At 71.5% G+C, this 17,266-nt stretch carries 15 protein-coding genes; 5 read left to right on the plus strand and 10 right to left on the minus strand.

Features of this window, described 5'->3' with window-relative positions; translation table 11 throughout:
- Window positions 1-3 precede the first annotated feature (3 nt).
- The 4 genes from ACFYOP_RS31915 to ACFYOP_RS31930 form a co-directional block, all read right to left on the minus strand.
- Window positions 4-1,797, minus strand: coding sequence for a glycoside hydrolase family 15 protein (locus tag ACFYOP_RS31915; RefSeq protein WP_356898757.1), 1,794 nt, complete (start codon window positions 1,795-1,797; stop codon window positions 4-6).
- 30 nt (window positions 1,798-1,827) lie between these two features.
- Window positions 1,828-2,613 (minus strand): SURF1 family protein, encoded by a 786-nt coding sequence (locus ACFYOP_RS31920; RefSeq protein WP_356898758.1) that lies wholly within the window; start codon window positions 2,611-2,613, stop codon window positions 1,828-1,830.
- 84 nt (window positions 2,614-2,697) lie between these two features.
- Window positions 2,698-2,931, minus strand: coding sequence for a hypothetical protein (locus ACFYOP_RS31925; RefSeq protein ID WP_100106509.1), 234 nt, complete (start codon window positions 2,929-2,931; stop codon window positions 2,698-2,700).
- Window positions 2,932-2,994: 63 nt separating this feature from the next.
- Entirely contained in the window at window positions 2,995-4,011 is a 1,017-nt protein-coding gene (locus ACFYOP_RS31930; RefSeq protein ID WP_356898759.1) for a DEDDh family exonuclease, read from the minus strand.
- A 103-nt stretch (window positions 4,012-4,114) separates the two neighbouring features.
- Between ACFYOP_RS31930 and ACFYOP_RS31935 the strand changes: the two genes are divergently transcribed.
- The gene (locus tag ACFYOP_RS31935; protein WP_356898760.1) at window positions 4,115-4,840 is read left to right on the plus strand and encodes a VIT family protein; all 726 of its coding nucleotides are present in this window, start codon (window positions 4,115-4,117) and stop codon (window positions 4,838-4,840) included.
- A 7-nt stretch (window positions 4,841-4,847) separates the two neighbouring features.
- Here ACFYOP_RS31935 and ACFYOP_RS31940 read toward each other — a convergent pair whose 3' ends face one another.
- The 3 genes from ACFYOP_RS31940 to ACFYOP_RS31950 all read right to left on the minus strand — a co-directional run bounded on the left by ACFYOP_RS31940 (window position 4,848) and on the right by ACFYOP_RS31950 (window position 11,164).
- On the minus strand, window positions 4,848-7,958 hold the full coding sequence (locus ACFYOP_RS31940; RefSeq protein ID WP_388453716.1) for an NACHT domain-containing protein: 3,111 nt from the start codon (window positions 7,956-7,958) through the stop codon (window positions 4,848-4,850).
- A 162-nt stretch (window positions 7,959-8,120) separates the two neighbouring features.
- Entirely contained in the window at window positions 8,121-9,524 is a 1,404-nt protein-coding gene (locus tag ACFYOP_RS31945) for a CoA transferase (protein ID WP_356898762.1), read from the minus strand.
- Window positions 9,525-9,634: 110 nt separating this feature from the next.
- Window positions 9,635-11,164: a S8 family serine peptidase gene (locus ACFYOP_RS31950; RefSeq protein WP_356898763.1), complete on the minus strand. Its 1,530-nt coding sequence runs from the start codon at window positions 11,162-11,164 to the stop codon at window positions 9,635-9,637.
- A gap of 254 nt (window positions 11,165-11,418) precedes the next feature.
- On the opposite strand from ACFYOP_RS31950, the gene ACFYOP_RS31955 reads away from it, so the two are divergent.
- The 3 genes from ACFYOP_RS31955 to moaA all read left to right on the plus strand — a co-directional run bounded on the left by ACFYOP_RS31955 (window position 11,419) and on the right by moaA (window position 14,560).
- Entirely contained in the window at window positions 11,419-11,787 is a 369-nt protein-coding gene (locus ACFYOP_RS31955; RefSeq protein WP_356898764.1) for a DUF485 domain-containing protein, read from the plus strand.
- On the plus strand, window positions 11,784-13,421 hold the full coding sequence (locus ACFYOP_RS31960; protein ID WP_356898765.1) for a cation acetate symporter: 1,638 nt from the start codon (window positions 11,784-11,786) through the stop codon (window positions 13,419-13,421). The genes ACFYOP_RS31955 and ACFYOP_RS31960 overlap by 4 nt, the downstream gene beginning before the upstream one ends.
- 149 nt (window positions 13,422-13,570) lie before the next feature.
- Window positions 13,571-14,560, plus strand: coding sequence for a GTP 3',8-cyclase MoaA (gene moaA / locus ACFYOP_RS31965; RefSeq protein ID WP_356898766.1), 990 nt, complete (start codon window positions 13,571-13,573; stop codon window positions 14,558-14,560).
- On the opposite strand, the gene ACFYOP_RS31970 is transcribed toward moaA, so the two are convergent.
- Window positions 14,543-14,779: a hypothetical protein gene (locus ACFYOP_RS31970; protein WP_356898767.1), complete on the minus strand. Its 237-nt coding sequence runs from the start codon at window positions 14,777-14,779 to the stop codon at window positions 14,543-14,545. The genes moaA and ACFYOP_RS31970 overlap by 18 nt on opposite strands.
- 226 nt (window positions 14,780-15,005) lie before the next feature.
- Complete coding sequence (locus tag ACFYOP_RS31975) at window positions 15,006-15,380, minus strand: DUF3099 domain-containing protein (RefSeq protein ID WP_356898768.1); 375 nt, start codon at window positions 15,378-15,380, stop codon at window positions 15,006-15,008.
- A gap of 227 nt (window positions 15,381-15,607) precedes the next feature.
- On the opposite strand from ACFYOP_RS31975, the gene ACFYOP_RS31980 reads away from it, so the two are divergent.
- Window positions 15,608-15,883 carry a GlsB/YeaQ/YmgE family stress response membrane protein gene (locus tag ACFYOP_RS31980; protein WP_356898769.1) on the plus strand — a complete coding sequence of 92 codons (276 nt, stop codon included), beginning with the start codon at window positions 15,608-15,610 and terminating at the stop codon, window positions 15,881-15,883.
- 59 nt (window positions 15,884-15,942) lie between these two features.
- Here ACFYOP_RS31980 and tyrS read toward each other — a convergent pair whose 3' ends face one another.
- The gene (gene tyrS, locus ACFYOP_RS31985) at window positions 15,943-17,211 is read right to left on the minus strand and encodes a tyrosine--tRNA ligase (protein WP_356898770.1); all 1,269 of its coding nucleotides are present in this window, start codon (window positions 17,209-17,211) and stop codon (window positions 15,943-15,945) included.
- Window positions 17,212-17,266 lie beyond the last annotated feature (55 nt).

A 17,266-nucleotide genomic window follows, 5' to 3' on the forward strand; every position in this document is an offset into this window, starting at 1 on the left:
GCCCTATCCTGCCGCTTCCTGTCCGGTGAGCGCGAGGGCCGTGGTGACCAGGCCGATGTGGCTGAACGCCTGCGGGAAGTTCCCGAGGTGCCGGCCGGCCGCCGGATCGTACTCCTCGGCGAGGAGGCCCACGTCGTTGCGCAGGGCCAGCAGCCGTTCGAACAGTTCGCGGGCCTCCTTCTCCCGGCCGGTCAGCCGCAGTGCGTCGGCCAGCCAGAAGGAGCACACGAGGAACGCGCCCTCCTGGCCCGGCAGTCCGTCGACGTGGGTGGCCTCCGCGGTGTAGCGGCGTACGAGGGGGCCGCTGCCGAGTTCCCGCCGGATCGCGTCGACGGTTCCGATCACCCGGGGGTCGTCGGGCGGCAGGAATCCGACGCGGGGAATGAGCAGGACGGCCGCGTCGAGCTCCGCCGAGCCGTACGACTGGGTGAAGGTGTTCCGTACCGGGTCGAAGCCCTTCTCGCACACCTCGCGGTGCACCTCGTCCCGCATCGCCCGCCAGCGTGCCGCGTCGCCGCGCAGCGACGGCTCCGACTCCAGGGTGCGTACGGCGCGGTCCGCGGCGACCCACGCCATGATCTTGGAGTGCACGAAGTGCCGGCGCGGGCCGCGGACCTCCCACAGGCCCTCGTCCGGTTCGCGCCACTTGGCCTCGAGGAAGCCCAGCAGGCTCAGCTGGATGTTCCAGGCGTGCCGCTCCGGCGCGAGCCCCGCCTGCCGGGCGAGGAAGAGGGAGTCGATGACCTCGCCGTACACGTCGAGCTGGAGCTGGTCCGCGGCGCCGTTGCCGACGCGGACCGGTACGGAACCGGCGTAGCCGGGTAGCCAGCCCAGCTCCAGTTCGGCCAGGCGCCGTTCGCCCGCGAGCCCGTACATGATCTGGAGGTCGGCCGGGTCGCCGGCGACCGCGCGCAGCAGCCAGTCACGCCAGGCCGCGGCCTCGTCGAGATAGCCGGCGGAGACCAGCGCGCTCAGGGTGAGGGTGGAGTCGCGCAGCCAGCAGAAACGGTAGTCCCAGTTCCGCACGCCGCCGATCTGCTCGGGGAGCGAGGTGGTGGGGGCGGCGACGATGCCGCCGGTGGGGGCGTACGTCAGCGCCTTGAGGGTGATCAGGGAGCGCAGGACGGCGTCCCGGTAGGGGCCCTGGTACCGGCACTTCGACGACCACGTCTCCCAGTCCTGCAGGCAGTGCTTCAGCGACTCGTGCGGATCGATGAGACCGGGCCTCGGCTTGTGCGAGGGATGCCAGGTGAGGACGAACGCCACCGAGTCGCCCTCGCCGACGGTGAACGACGAGCAGGTGCTGTACTGCTGCCCCCAGGTCTTGACCGGCGGTTCGCTGCGCAGCCACACCGAGTCGGGGCCGGCGATCGCGATCCGGTGGCCGTCGGCGCGCCGCACCCAGGGCACGACGGAGCCGTAGTCGAAGCGGAGCCGCAGGGTGCCGCGCATGTCGACGGTGCCGCTGACGCCCTCGACGATGCGGACGAGGTCGGGCGCCTCGTCCCGCTGCGGCATGAAGTCGAGGACCCTGACCGTCCCGGTGTGCGTCTCCCACACCGATTCCAGCACCAGTGACGCGCCGACATAGCGGCGGCTGGTGCAGGTCGCCGCGGCTTCGGGAGCGATCCGCCAGTGGCCGTTCTCCTCGTCGCCGAGGAGGGCTGCGAAGCAGGCCGCGGAGTCGAACCGGGGCAGGCACAGCCAGTCGATGGAGCCGTTCCTGCCGACGAGTGCGGCGGTCTGCAGATCGCCGATGAGGGCGTAGTCCTCGATGCGCTGGGTGTGTGGGGTCACGCTGTGGCGTGTTCCCACGGCGGGAGACGACTAAGCAGCGGCCGGGGCCGGCTCGGGCGTGGCGTTCCGTGCCGCCGCGCGGTCCTGCTTCTCGCGGCGTACCAGAATCACCCATCCGACGGGCACCGCCGCGGCGAACAGCCACCACTGGACGGCGTACGCCATATGGGCGCCGATGGAGTCGTGGTCCGGTTCCGGGATCAGCTCGGGGCCGGCGCCGGCGGGCTTCGGGTCGGACTGCTCGACGTAGCCGCCGAGCACCTGCCGGTCCAGGAGCAGGCTCTGCTGCTCGCTGTTGATCAGCATCACCTGGCGCGGCGGCAGTCCCTTCAGGTCCTTGATGCCGCTGGAGCCGGTCGTCTCGTCGGCCTTGAGCCTGCCGGTGACCGTCACGGTGCCCCCGGGCGCGGGCGGCACCTCGGGGAACGCCTTCTGGTCGGCCGCCGCGGGGACCCAGCCGCGGTTGACGAGGACGGCACGCCCGTCGGCGAGCACCAGCGGGGTCAGTACGTGGAAGCCGACGCGGTCGTCGGCGTTGGTACGGCGGCGGACGACCACCTCATGGGCGGTGTCGAAGGTGCCGGTCGCGGTGGTCCGCCGCCAGTAGTCGGCGCGCGGGACCGTGTGCCCCGGGGAGGTGAGCTCGGTCACCGGGACCGGCTTCGCGCCGAGGTTCCGCTCGATGACGGCGTTCTGCGCGACCCGGCGCTCGTGCCGGTGGAGCTGCCAGAAGCCCAGCTCGATCATCGTGGGAACGAGCACGAGGCCGATGAGGGTGAGGATCACCCACTGCCGGGTCAACAGGAAGCGGTACACGGCTTCGACCGTACCTGCTCCGCGCCGGGTCCCGGACGCTGGGTCCCGGTGCGGGACTGCCCGTCGACCCGGCCGGGACGCAGGTCACACCCGGTCGACGATCCCGGCCCTCCCCTCGGCGCGGGCGCAGTGGGCGCCGCAGTACCAGTGGCCCTCGACCTCGACGCCCTGGCCGATGATCTGCACCCGGCAGTGCTCACAGATGGGCGCCATACGGTGGATGGCGCAGGAGAAGCAGTCGAAGACGTGCACCGCGCCCTGCGCGTGCACCTCGAAGGACATGCCGTAGTCGTTTCCGCAAACCTCGCAACGTGCCATGCGCCACAGGGTGAAACGCTTCGGCGCCCCGGGCGAGCGGCCGGCGGGCGAGTCGCGCCGGGTTCACTCCGATGCGCGTGCGCGTCCCGCCGACGGGTCGGTTGCGCCGGCCGCCGGGGTCACGTCCCGCAGCAACTGGGTGAAGGCGCCCTCGTCGACGACGGGCGTGCCGTACGACGCCGCCTTCACCGTCTTGGACGTCGCCGCCCCCGGGTCGTTGGTCACCAGCAGGCTCGTCAGCCGGGACACGCTCGTCGCGACGTGCAGCCCCGCCTCGACGGCCCGGTCCTCGAGCAGTTCACGCTCCACCGACGTGTCCCCGGAGAAGGCGACCCGCATGCCCTGCACGAGCTGCCCGTCCGGCTCGTACCGCCCAGGGTTGGGGAACGGGCACGGGGGGCGCTTGCGCGACGGGCGCCAGCTGCTGTGGCCGTACGACGACTGGTAGCCGACGCGCGGGATGGCGGGGGCGTCCGACCACTCGGTCAGCGGCCGGCATTCGAGCAGCGGCAGCCGCACACCGTCGCGGGCCGCGAGGTGCAGGCTCGGCCGGAACGCCTCCGCGAGCACCCGGGCGTCGTCCAGCGCGTGGTGGGCCCGCTGCTGCACCACCCCGTAGTGCGCGGCGAGCGATTCGAGCTTGTGGTTCGGCAGCGGCAGCCGCAGCTCCTTGGCGAGCGCGATGGTGCACAGCCGCTGCCGGGTCGGCGCCGCGCCGCGCGCACGCGCGTACTCCCTGGCAATCATGGACCAGTCGAACGCGGCGTTGTGCGCGACCAGCACCCGGTCGTCGAGCCGGGCGGACAGCTCACCGGCGATCTCGCCGAACAGCGGCGCACCCTCCAGCACATCGCTCGTCAGACCGTGGATCCGCACCGGCCCGGGATCGCGCTCCGGGTTGACGAGCGTGTACCAGTGGTCCTCGACGTTGCCCTGCGTGTCGAGGTGGTAGACGGCGGCCGACACTATCCGGTCGTCCCGGGCGAGTCCGGTGGTCTCCACGTCGACGACCGCGTACCTCTGCGGATACGCGGCCGGCCATGTCGGGCTTACGGTCGTACGGTCGTCGAGCATGGTCACAGAGAATACGGGCCGGGACCGACAGCCCTTGCCCGCCCCCGGTCCCGCGGAGCCGGGGCGTGGCACACCGCGCCCAACTTCCCCGGCGTGAAAGGGTCCCCGGATGAGTGAAACGACCGGCGGCGGAATGCACGACGAACCTCACGCGGGCGGCGGCCTCGGCACCCGTCTCAACTGGCTGCGCGCCGCCGTCCTCGGGGCGAACGACGGCATCGTCTCCACCGCGGGCATCGTCGTCGGCGTGGCCGGAGCGACGAACTCGCGGGGCGCGCTGCTCACCGCCGGGCTCGCCGGACTGCTCGCCGGCTCGATGTCGATGGCGGCCGGCGAGTACGTCTCCGTCTCCACCCAGCGCGACTCCGAGAAGGCCGCTCTGGCGGTGGAGAAGCGTGAGCTGAGGGAACAGCCGGAAGCCGAACTGGACGAGCTGACCCGGATGCTGGCGGACCGTGGTCTGTCGCAGGAGGTGGCGAGGGAGGCCGCCGTCCAGCTCACCGAACGCGACGCGCTGCGCGCCCACGCGCGCGTGGAGCTGGGCATCGACCCCGACGCGCTGACCGACCCCTGGCAGGCGGCGGGCGCCAGCTTCCTCGCGTTCACGGTCGGCGCCCTGCTGCCGTTGCTGGCGATCGTGCTGCCCCCGGCGCCGGCCCGCCTGTACGTCACCGTCTGCTCGGTGCTCGTCGCGCTCGCGGTCACCGGCTGGTGGAGCGCCCGGCTGGGCGCGGCCCCGCCACGGCCCGCCGTGCTGCGCAACGTGTCCGGCGGGGCGCTCGCCATGGCGGTGACGCACGCGGCGGGCACGGCGCTGGGAGCGGCAGGGGTGTGAGACCGCGTCAGGTTCTGGTGCGCCTCACCTCGATGCGGTCGGGCGGGAAGCGGTCGATGCCGATGAACGGGGTGTCGTCGGTGACCGAGACCTTCAGGCCGGGCACGGCGGCGAGCGGTCCGATGTCGACGGGTGCTCCGGACGGTGAGCACTGCCAGAGCCGGAGGGAGGCGAGTGAGGGCAGGTCGCGCAGTGCGGTGAGACCGTACGGCAGTTCGCACCGCCAGAGGAGCAGCTTCCGCAGCGTTGCGTGGCCGAGGAGCGGACGCGGGTCGAGAGGGTCGAGCTCGTACAGGCTCAGACTCGTCAGCGCGGGCGGCAGCGGCAGGCACGACAGCTGGCGCAGCTGCGACTGGCCCGCGATCGTCAGCTCCTCCAGCAGCGGCCACCGCTCGATGCCCTCCAGGCTCACATAGCGGGTCTGGGTGTGGAGCCCGAGGTGGACGAGGCGCGGGCCGACCGGAAGTTCCTTCAGGCTCTCGATGAGCAGCGGCTGCGAGAGCATCACGCTCTGCAGATCGGGCATGTCCCGCAGGGGCTCGATCGAGACCTCCGGGTGGACCTCCCAGAGCGAGAGCCGCTCGAGTCCGGGCCGCGCCAGCGGCCGCAGGTCGCGCAGCCGGGGGCACCGGCTCAGACCGACGTCCTTGAGCCCAGGGAACGACGCGAGCGGCGTGAGGTCGTCCACCACCCCGTTCTCGTACAGGAAGACCCATTCGGGGTCTTCCACCGCGAGCAGCGGAGTGAGGTCGTGGTGGTCGCCCGTCACGTGCAGGCGCCGGGCATGGGGTACGTGGCGGAGGGCGTGGAGCTGTTCCGGCGTCTGGACGTGGAGGTACGAGGCCTGCCACGTCCCGGCGGCCAGCACGTCCCTGGCGTACGACTCGGTGTCGAACGAACCCCAGGCCGTCGACACCTGGAACGTCACGGACTGCCGTGCGTCCTCGCGGTACCGCGCGGCCACCTCGAACGCGGCGTCACCCTTGATCAGGGCCGCCGTGCGCACCACGGCGGCCGCCGTGTACTCCTCCAGGTCCTCCGGTCCGGGCAGCAGCTCCAGCACCAGCTCGCCGACCTTGGCCAGCTGTGCCGCGTCGTCCTGGGTGCGCGGCGGCAGCAGCTCCTGGGTGCGCGACTGCACCGTTGCACGGATCTGCGGATCCAGCTCCGGAGCGTGCTCCAGACAGGCCGCGGCGAGCAGCACCAGACGGTGCCGGTGGCGCTGCGCCCGGTCGGCGCGGCGCAGCAGCTGCCGCAGCAGCCGGGCCCGCTCCTCGACGCGGGCGTGGCCGACGGCCATCTGCACCACGTCGTCCCACTGGTCGTCGTGCGCGTTCTGCACGAGGACCCCGAAGTCACGGGCCTCCACCGCCGCCTTGGCGCCCAGGTAGTCCTGGAAGGTCCGGTGCACGAAGTCCACGGCCCCCGGGCGCGGTTCGCGCAGCAGACCGCTCCTGATGAGCAGATGGGAGAAGACCTGCTCGGGGCTGCCCTGCACCTGCGGCATGGCGGCCAGCCACTCGCCCACCATCTCCACCGCCTCGGCGCGCTCCGCCTCCACCTGCCCGTTGCGGATGAGCCAGTACGCCAGCCGCTGCAGCAGCGCCGTCTGCTCCTCGCGCGTCAGGTCGACGCCCTCCACGGCGACGATCTCCCGCTCGGTGTCCCGCCGCACCAGCAGCATGTCCAGGGCCGCGTCGTAGAGCTCCTTGCGGGCGCGCGGCAGCTGCATCCTGCGGTCCCGGTTCAGTGCGCACAGCAGTGCGCACATCAGCGGGTTGGTGGCGAGCCTGCCCAGATCACGGCGGGTGGAGACGGCCTTGCGCAGGGACGTCTCGTAAGTGTCCAGCTGGGCGCGTTCGGGTTCCGACGGGCACTCCTGGCGCGCGGCCTCGTGCCAGTGGCCGATGAACGAACGGATGTCGTCGCGCTCCATCGGAAGAAGGGAGTGGGCGACGAATCCCTGGCGGGACAGCCAGTCCTCGGGAACGGCGGAGGGCCGCGTCGTCACCACGTACCGGGCGTCCGGGTAGGCGGCGATCAGCGACTTCAGCCAGCTCTCCGTACGGTGCCGCTGCCGTGCGGGGATCTCGTCCACTCCGTCGACCAGGATCAGCGCCCGGCCGTCCGCCAGCAGCTTCTCCGTCCAGCCCGCGGGCGCCTCGCCGTGCAGCGGGACCCCCGCGGCCCGCAGGAAGGCGTCCGGCATCGGCAGCGCGTCGGACGCTGTGAAGGCGCGCAGCCGCAGCAGGAAGGGCACGCACCGGTTCCAGTCCTCCAGATCCCTGCCGAAGCTGCGCCGCGCGGCGTTGAGGGCGAGCCACTGCACCAGGGTGCTCTTGCCCGACCCGGCGGCGCCACGCAGGACGAGCCGGTCGGCCGAGGCCAGGATCTGCTCCGCCTTCACGGCGACCTGCCCGGTCCGGGGCAGCCCGAAGCTTTCCTGGTGGGGCCCGTCCCCGCTCACCGCCAGCGAGATGTACGCCGTGTCCAGCGGCCACTCGCTCCCCGATCTGCCGAGGGTGAGGCCGAACAGTTCCAGCCGCCCGTGCGTCTCGGCCACATAGTCCGCGTACCGTTCCTCGAAGCCGAGTGCCACCGCCTCGGGCCGCGGGCCCAGCCTGGCCCTGACGTCCTCGACGAGCGCTTCGGTGCGGCCCGCCCTGCGGGTGTGTTCCACCGCGGCCCGCGCCATGAACGACGGATCGGCGGTCAGCTTCTCGACCAGATGCGCGCAGCACAGCCGCAGCAGTTCGTCGTAGAGCTCGACACCCCGCTCGGCCAGACCCGCCGCGGGGTCGCGCAGCGCCCGGAACAGCCGCTCCGGGTCGAGGTCCAGCGCGAACAGGCGGTCGGGGCCGACTGTCCCGGCGCCCTGGACCGTGTCCCGTACCGCCTCGACGGCCGCTTCGCGCTCGTGGTCCGGCAGGTCGGCGTACGGATCCGAGAGCCGGCCGGCGAGCCTCTTCGCCACCGGGGCCGGGTCCGGCCGGGGCAGCGGCGCGGCCCTGCGGCCCGGCACCAGGCCCGCTCCCGGGCGGGCGGCGATCAGCGACTTGACGACGGTCACGGCCACCGTCCCCGCCAGCCGCAGAACGACAACTTCCAACCCCTGCAATGCGGTTCCTCCCCCTGAAAACCCCGGCCTCCGGATCGTACGGTCCGCGATCGGCGCTCCGCCGGTCATCGATGCATGCCCGTGGCGCCGACAGGCGTACCCCGGCCACCCGGAAACGGCCGGAAGAGTCCGGGAGGCACCGGCGTGTGCGCGCCGCGGCCGTCACGCCGTGGCGTCCCGCCACCGCGGTGCGTCCGTGCCCCACCGCCCCGCCGGGCGTGCCCAGTCGGCCGGGCCGCCCTCGTAGGCGACCGCGGGCAGGGCGTGGCGCAGGCGGCCCATGGGGCTGTCGCGCTCGGTGAGCCACCGCTCGGCTTCGTATGCCGGGGACTGCGCGGCGGGCTGCTTCAGCAGCCTCCCGGTCAGCCAGGCCGCCGTCTGGGTGAGAGCGGCCTCCACCACCCGGGTCCCGCCCGCGGCGTGCTGTTCCGTCAGGGCGCGCAGCACCCCGGCGGCGAGCAGGTATCCGGTGCCGTGGTCGAGCGCCTGGGTGGGCAGTGCGCCCGGGTTGCCGTCCTCGCCCTCGGTCACGGCGATGCCCGACGCCGCCTGGACCAGGCTGTCGAAGCCGCGCCGCCCGGCCCACGGCCCGTACCGGCCCCAGGCCGAGAGCCGGGCCACGACCAGGCCGGGGCGGCGCGCGGCGAGCGCCTCCGGGGAGAGGCCGAAGCGGTCGAGGGCGCCCGGACGGTAGCCGGTCACCACCACGTCCGCCAGGGCCAGCAGTTCCTCGAACGTCTCCCGGTCGGCGGCCGACGCCAGATCGAGCAGGGTGGACCGTTTGCCCGAACCGGTGTCGTTGTGGGCGTCCTGACTCTCCGGCAGGTGCGGTGCGTCGACCCGCAGTACATCGGCGCCGAGCAGTGCGAGCGTCCGCGTGGCGACGGGACCGGCCAGCACCCGCGTCAGGTCCAGCACCCGCAGGCCCGCACACGGGGGCGACGCCGGGCCGTCCGCCGTACGGGGCGGGCCGTCGTCCCCGAGCCGCTCGACGCGCAGCAGCGGATGTCCGGCGGCGGCAGCGCCCTGCGGATGCCGCGCCCATGCGTCCGGGTCGCGCACGGCGACGGCCAGGCCGCCCGCCGCGTACAAACTCTCCTCCACGTCCAGTGCGCGGCGCGCGCCGATCGCCTCGGCGGCGGCGTCCACGCCGGCGTCCGGCGGCAGGGCCAGCGCGCCGAGCAGCCGTGCCCGGTGGTGCGGGTAGTTGGCGTGCGTACGCACCCAGCCGTCCGCGGTGCGCCAGAACCGGGACAGCGGGGCGAACGTGGCCGGCGCGACGTCGTCCACCCGCACCAGCCGGTCGCTCCGGAACGCCGTCGTCACCGCACCGTCGTCGACCCGTACGGCCGGGACGGCGCCGTCGCCCCGGCGCGCGGCCAGCTCGGCGGCGGCCAGTGAGCAGACCGCGACCGTGGCACGTGCCAGTTCCATGACCGGCAACCGGGCGGGCAGCGAGCCGCCGCCCCGGAAGGTGACGCGGTCGAGCAGCGCGGGGTCGCCGCCCAGCGCCGCCCATGCCTGAGCGGCGCCGCTCGCGTCGGAGTTCGAGGAGGAGTCGGTCATACGATCACTATGGCACCGGGTGCCACGACGGCGACGGGCCCGGTGCGATCACGCACCGGGCCCGCTTCATGACGGAAATCCCGCCGGAACAGCCGCCGGCCAGGAAACCCTTACCGGCGGACCGCGTCCAGGGCGTCCGTGACGCCGTGGCCGTAGAAGCCGTTCTTGTTCTTGCCGCCGTCACAGACCGCGTCGACCGTGCCGTCACCGTTGATGTCGTACGGGTTCGTGCACGCGGTGTCGTCCGCCTGCGCGAACAGCAGGCCCTTCACCAGGGCCGGCGGTGCGTACGGGTGGGTCGACTTGATCAGCGCGGCCACGCCCGCGACATGCGGGGAGGCCATCGACGTACCGGCCTTGTAGCCGTAGCCGCCGGGGACGGTGGACAGGATGCGGCCGTCGACGGCCGGGGCGTCCGGCATCTGGTAGCGCGTCGCGTCGCCGCCGGGGGCGGAGATGTCGACCACGCCGTTGCCGTAGTTGGAGTACGAGGACTTCAGGCCCTTCGCACCCAGCGCCGACACCGTGACGACACCCGGGATCTGGGTCGGGATGTCGAGGCACTCGCGCGGGTTGATGACCCGCTCGCCCGGCGTGGTGTCGTTCGGGCTCGACGTGTCCGTCAGCTCGTCGGCGGCCAGGTCCATCCGGGAGTTGCCGGCCGCGGCGACGTTGACCGCGCCCTTCTTCTCCGCGTAGCGGGTGGCGCGGGAGACGGCCTCGACGAGCGCGTTCTGGTCCGCGTCGTTCTTGCAGTTGAACAGCCACGGGTCCGTGTAGTAGCTGTTGTTGGTCACGTCGACGCCGTGCTCGGCGGCCCACACGAAGCCGCAGACGACGGCCTCGGTGTAGAAGAAGCCGTCGGGCTGCGAGACCTTGATGCCGGAGACCTTCACGCCCGGCGCGACACCGGTGACCCCGATACCGTTCTTGGCCGCGGCGATCGTGCCCGCCACGTGGGTGCCGTGGTCGGACTCGGTCGGGCCGGGACGCCACGCGCCGTCCGCCGTGTTCGGCACGCCGCCCACGCAGCTCACCGACGCGTCGCGGTCGAAGTTCGGCGCGAGGTCCGGGTGGGTGTCGTCGACACCCGTGTCGATGACCGCGACGGTGACCTTGTCACTGCCGAGGGTCTTCTCGTGGGCCTTGTCCGCCTTGATCGCCGGCAGGTCCCACTGCAGGGGCTCCAGCGGGTCCTGGTCCGAGTCCGCGATCGCGGCCGCGGACTTCGCCTCCTCTGCGGTGAGCGGACGCTCCGAGTCGATGGCCAGGTCGGCCGACGGAGCCAGCGGCGCGGTACGCGTCGCACCGGCCGACTGCACACCCCGCACACCACGGATCGTGGTGCCGAAGTCCGGGTTCTGCGAGTGGACGACGATGACGCCTATCTGGTCGTAGGCGATCACCACCGTTCCACCGGCCTTGGCTATGGCCTTCTTGACCGCCTTCGCGGTGCCGTTTCCGCCCTTCACGTTCACGACGTAACTGAGCTTCGGTCCGTCGGTCCGGACCGCAGCGGTCACATCGTCGACCGGCGCCGCCGTAGCGGCCCCCGCGGGCATGAAGCCGAGCGAGGCCGTGAGCGCCAGACCGGCGGGCAGCGCGAGTGCGCGGCGCCGTCTGGATCCCAGATGAGCCATGGGTTCTCCACATCATCCGTGACAACCGCCCAGACACCCCTGTGCGAATGGGCGGGTACATGACGAGTGAAGCTATCGCTGATCAAGGTCCTTCTTCAATGAGTTCGCCAAGGAAGCACGGAAGAAAAAGACCTGCGGTGAACCGGTTCGCGGCGAGCGCCGTGACGTTGTCAGGGAGTGGAGCAACATCCAACCGCCCTGCCAGCGACACCCCCCAGTCCATGCCTATCGCACCCGCGTCGCGAGGAGATTCCGTGACCACCGATGCACCGCCGCCCCCCGAGTCCGCCACGGCCGCCGGTCCGGCCCAGCCCACCACCCAGTCGTTCATGCGGGTGCAGCAGAGTACGGAATTCGGCGAACTGCGCCGCACCTACCGTTCCTTCGCCTTCCCGCTGACCGTCGCGTTCATCGCCTGGTACCTGCTCTACGTGCTGCTCTCCAGCTTCGCCGGCGGCTTCATGGGCACGAAGGTCGTGGGCAACGTCAACGTCGCCCTCGTCTTCGGCCTCGCCCAGTTCGCGACCACCTTCCTCATCGCCTGGTTCTACTCGCGGCACGCCGCGGCGAAACTCGACCCCAAGGCCGAGGCGATCAAGTCCCGTATGGAGGCCGACGCATGAGCCCCGTCCTGCAACTCGCGGCCTCGAACGCGACCTCCGAGCACCGGCCGCTGATCATCTCGCTCTTCGCGGCCTTCGTGATCGCGACCCTGTTCATCACCATCCGGGCCGGCAAGCAGACCAAGAACGCCTCCGACTTCTACGCCGGCGGCCGCCAGTTCACCGGCTTCCAGAACGGCCTCGCGATCTCCGGCGACTACATGTCGGCCGCCTCGTTCCTCGGTATCGCCGGCGCCATCGCCCTCTACGGCTACGACGGCTTCCTCTACTCCATCGGCTTCCTGGTCGCCTGGCTCGTCGCCCTGCTGCTCGTCGCCGAGCCGCTGCGCAACTCCGGCCGCTACACCATGGGCGACGTCCTCGCCTACCGGATGCGCCAGCGCCCGGTGCGCACCGCCGCGGGCGCCTCCACCATCGTCGTGTCGATCTTCTACCTGCTGGCGCAGATGGCGGGCGCGGGCATCCTCGTCTCGCTGCTCCTGGGCATCACCAGCGACGGCGGCAAGGTCGCGATCGTCGCCCTCGTCGGCCTGCTGATGATCGTCTACGTGACCATCGGCGGCATGAAGGGCACCACCTGGGTGCAGATGGTCAAGGCCGTGCTGCTCATCGCGGGCACCCTGCTGATCACCTTCCTGGTGCTGTGGAAGTTCAACTTCAACGTCTCCGACCTGCTCGGCGAGGCCGCGGCGAGGAGCGAGACGGGCCAGCAGGGCAACCCGGACGCCTTCCTGGAGCCCGGCCTCAAGTACGGCATCGACGGTATGACCAAGCTGGACTTCATCTCGCTCGGCATCGCGCTCGTCCTCGGCACCGCCGGACTCCCGCACATCCTGATCCGCTTCTACACCGTGCCCACCGCCCAGGCCGCCCGTAAGTCGGTCAACTGGGCCATCGGCATCATCGGCGGCTTCTACCTCATGACGATCGCGCTCGGCTTCGGCGCCGCCGCCATCGTCGGACCGGCCGAGATCAAGGCGTCCAACCCGGCCGGCAACACCGCCGCCCCGCTCCTCGCCCTGCACATCGGGGGCGTCGACTCCACCTGGGGCGCGATCCTGCTCTCCGTGATCTCGGCCGTCGCCTTCGCCACCATCCTCGCCGTCGTCGCCGGACTCACGCTGGCCTCCTCGTCGTCGTTCGCGCACGACATCTACGCCAACGTGATCCGCAGGGGAGAGGCCACGGAGAAGGAGGAGGTCCGCGCCGCACGCTGGGCGACCGTCTTCATCGGCATCGTCTCCATCGCCCTCGGCGCACTCGCCCGCGACCTGAACGTGGCCGGCCTCGTCGCCCTCGCCTTCGCGGTCGCCGCCTCCGCCAACCTGCCGACGATCCTCTACAGCCTCTTCTGGAAGAAGTTCACCACCCAGGGCGCCCTCTGGTCGATCTACGGAGGTCTCGCCTCCTCCGTCCTGCTGGTGCTCTTCTCGCCGGTGGTCTCCGGCAAGCCGTCGTCGATGTTCCCCGGCGTCGACTTCGCCTGGTTCCCGCTGTCCAACCCGGGTCTGATCTCCATCCCGCTGGGCTTCCTGCTCGGCTGGCTCGGCTCGATCCTCACCAAGGAGAAGCCCGACGAGGGCAAGTACGCCGAGCTCGAGGTCAAGTCCCTCACCGGCATCGGCGCCCACTGAGAGGAAAACGACACACACACGTCAGCGGCCGCGTCGTAGAGTCCTACGACGCGGCCGCCGCGTACCTCGTGCCAAATGCGCCCTGGTGTTGTCGGCGTACTCGCGTAGGCTCGGACGCGTCGGATCCGCGAAGAGGGAGGGGGCCCACAGTGCTCATCGACACCTACGGCCGAGTGGCCACTGACCTGCGCGTTTCACTGACCGACCGGTGCAATCTGCGGTGCACGTACTGTATGCCGGAAGAGGGCCTGCAGTGGCTGGCCAAGCCGGATCTGCTCACAGATGACGAAATCGTCCGCCTGATCCGCATCGCCGTCACCGATCTCGGCATCGAGGAAGTCCGCTTCACCGGCGGAGAGCCCCTGCTGCGCCCCGGCCTCGTCGGCATCGTCGAGCGCTGCGCCGCCCTCGAGCCGCGCCCCAAGATGTCCCTCACCACCAACGGCATCGGCCTCAAGCGGACCGCCGCGGCCCTGAAGGCCGCCGGCCTCGACCGGGTCAACGTCTCGCTGGACACCCTGCGGCCCGACGTCTTCAAGACCCTCACCCGCCGCGACCGCCACCGCGACGTGCTGGACGGCCTCGAAGCCGCCCGCGCCGCCGGCCTCACCCCCGTCAAGGTCAACACCGTCCTGATGCCCGGACTCAACGACGACGAGGCCCCCGACCTGCTCGCCTGGGCCGTGGAGCACGACTACGAGCTCCGCTTCATCGAGCAGATGCCGCTCGACGCCCAGCACGGCTGGAAGCGTGACGGCATGATCACCGCTGGTGACATCCTCGAGTCGCTGCGCACCCGCTTCGACCTCACCCCGGAGGGCGACACCGCACGCGGCTCCGCGCCCGCGGAGCGCTGGGTCGTCGACGGCGGGCCGCACCGGGTCGGCGTCATCGCCTCCGTCACCCGGCCGTTCTGCAGCGCCTGCGACCGCACCCGGCTCACCGCCGACGGCCAGGTGCGCACCTGCCTGTTCGCCACCGAGGAGACGGACCTGCGGGCGGCCCTGCGCTCCGACGCGCCGGACAAGGAGATCTCGCGCATCTGGCGGCTGGCGATGTGGGGCAAGAAGGCCGGATCCGGTCTCGACGACCCGTCGTTCCTTCAGCCGGAGCGGCCCATGTCAGCCATCGGCGGCTGATCCGGCTCCCGTGCCGCGCTCCCACTGCTCCAGCGTCACGACGTCCTTCAGGAAACCGCGCACCCCGAGGAACTGCGACAGGTGCTCGCGGTGCTCGTCGCACGCCAGCCAGGTCTTGCGGCGGTCCGGGGTGTGCAGTTTCGGGTTGTTCCAGGCGAGGACCCACACGGCGTCCGTACGGCAGCCCTTGGCCGAGCAGATGGGGGTCTCGTCACTCACCGGAGGATTCACGGGATCATTGTCCCAGCATGGCGACGCCGAGCAGCCACGGGGGGAGCTGCCCGGCGTCGGTCCGTCGCTCCGACGGGGGATGCGGAGCGCGTAGGCAGTATGTCACGGGCAACAGGGTGCGGTGCACCGGAACTTCATGATTGATCTGAGCTTTTCCTGAGCTTTTTCCGGGCCTCGAACGGCCCGTCGGCGGCCCCCGCCGTCAGCTCGGCCGTCAGCTCGGGCCGGTCTCCGGACGGTCCCCGGGGACGGCCTCCGCCTCCGGTCCGGATTCCGCGGCGTCCGGCTTCGCGGCCGCCTCGACCGCCGGCCGGACCGGCGCCGGAACGAACGTCGACGGCAGCGAAGGCGCGTTCTCCCGCCCCGCGTTGGCGATGACGACGGAGATGTAGGGCAGCAGGATGCCGAGGACCAGCGCCACCACGGCCACATGGCGTTCCACGTTCCACAGGACCGCCGCGAGGACCACGGAAACGGTCCGTACCGACATCGAGATCACATAGCGGCGCTGTCTGCCGCGGACGTCGTCGGCGAGACTCTGCCGTGCGCCGGTGATCCGGAAGACCTCTGCTCCGCCGTGCTTCCGCATCGCGTCTCCACCACCCGATTCCCGCGCGGGACGTGCCCGGGCACGTCCTTTCCCGTCGCCTCCACGGTACGCCCGCTCTGCGCCGCCTTCGAGAGCGGGGCCGCCCCGGAAATGCGTGCCCGGACTGCGCCGTGACGCGTACGGCCCTCCCCGACATGCGCTGTACGGCGGCCGGACCGAGACTGGCGACGTAACTGCTCACGCAGAGGCCGTACAAGGAGGCAGCCATGGGCTGGTTGTGGGCGATCATCGTGGGATTCGTGCTGGGTCTGCTCGCGAAAGCGATCATTCCGGGCAAGCAGCACAGTCCCCTCTGGCTGACCACCATCTTCGGCATCATCGGCGCCGTCATCGGCAACGCCGTGGCGCGTGGTATCGGCATCGCGGAGACGAGCGGTATCGACTGGGGCCGGCACGCGCTGCAGCTCGCGGCGGCCGTCGTCATCGTCTTCCTGGGCGACATGGCGTACACCGCCGTACGCGGCAAGAAACGCCACGCCTGACACACGCGGAGGCCGGGTGGGCGTTCTCGCCCCACCCGGCCTCCGCGCGTGTTACCGGATCAGCCGGCCGCGACCTCGACCGCCGCCAGGTTCTTCTTGCCCCGGCGCAGCACCAGCCAGCGGCCGTGCAGCAGCTCGTCACCGGTCACCACGGCGTCCTCGGCGGTCACCTTCACGTTGTTCACGTACGCGCCGCCCTCCTTCACCGTGCGACGGGCGGCGGACTTGCTCGGCGCCAGACCGACCTCGGCGAACAGGTCGACCACCGGCAGCAGCTCGCCGACCCGGGCGTGGGGAAGCTCGGACAGCGCCGCGCGGAGCGTCGCCTCGTCCAGACCGCCCAGCTCGCCCTGACCGAACAGCGCCTTCGACGCGTTGATCACCGCGGCGCACTGGTCCGCGCCGTGCACCAGCGTCGTCAGCTCCTCGGCCAGCGCACGCTGCGCGGCGCGCGCCTGCGGACGCTCCGCGGTCTGCTTCTCCAGCTCCTCGAGCTCCTCGCGGCTCTTGAAGCTGAGGACGCGCAGGTACCGCGAGATGTCCCGGTCGTCCGTGTTCAGCCAGAACTGGTAGAACGCGTACGGCGTGGTCATCTCCGGGTCCAGCCAGAGCGTGCCCGTCTCCGACTTGCCGAACTTGGTGCCGTCCGCCTTCGTCATCAGCGGCGTGGCCAGTGCGTGCACCTCGGCGTCCGGCTCGAGGCGGTGGATCAGGTCCAGGCCCGCGGTCAGGTTGCCCCACTGGTCGCTGCCGCCCTGCTGCAGGGTGCAGCCGTACCGCCGGTACAGCTCCAGGAAGTCCATGCCCTGCAGGAGCTGGTAGCTGAACTCGGTGTAGCTGATGCCCTGCTCCGACTCCAGGCGCCGGGCGACCGAGTCCTTCGTGAGCATCTTGTTGACGCGGAAGTGCTTGCCGATGTCCCGCAGGAACTCGATCGCGGACATGCCCGCGGTCCAGTCCAGGTTGTTCACCATGATCGCCGCGTTGTCGCCCTCGAAGGACAGGTACGGCTCGATCTGCGCACGCAGCCGGGCCACCCACAGCGCGATCGTCTCCGGGTCGTTCAGCGTGCGCTCCGCGGTCGGCCGCGGGTCGCCGATCTGGCCCGTCGCCCCGCCCACCAGCGCCAGCGGCCGGTGCCCGGCCTGCTGGAGGCGGCGGACGGTCAGCACCTGCACCAGATGCCCGACGTGCAGGCTGGCCGCCGTCGGGTCGAAGCCGCAATAGAACGTGACGGGACCGTCCGCGAGCGCCTTGCGCAATGCGTCCTCGTCAGTGGACTGGGCGATCAGCCCACGCCACTTCAGCTCGTCGACGATGTCCGTCACGGGTCTCGCGTCTCCTTGGGAAAGTGCCGTCGGGCGTGGCATCCAACGTGCCGTT

It is taken from the genome of Streptomyces sp. NPDC006294 (assembly GCF_042870895.1).
Classification (GTDB): Bacteria; Actinomycetota; Actinomycetes; order Streptomycetales; family Streptomycetaceae; genus Streptomyces.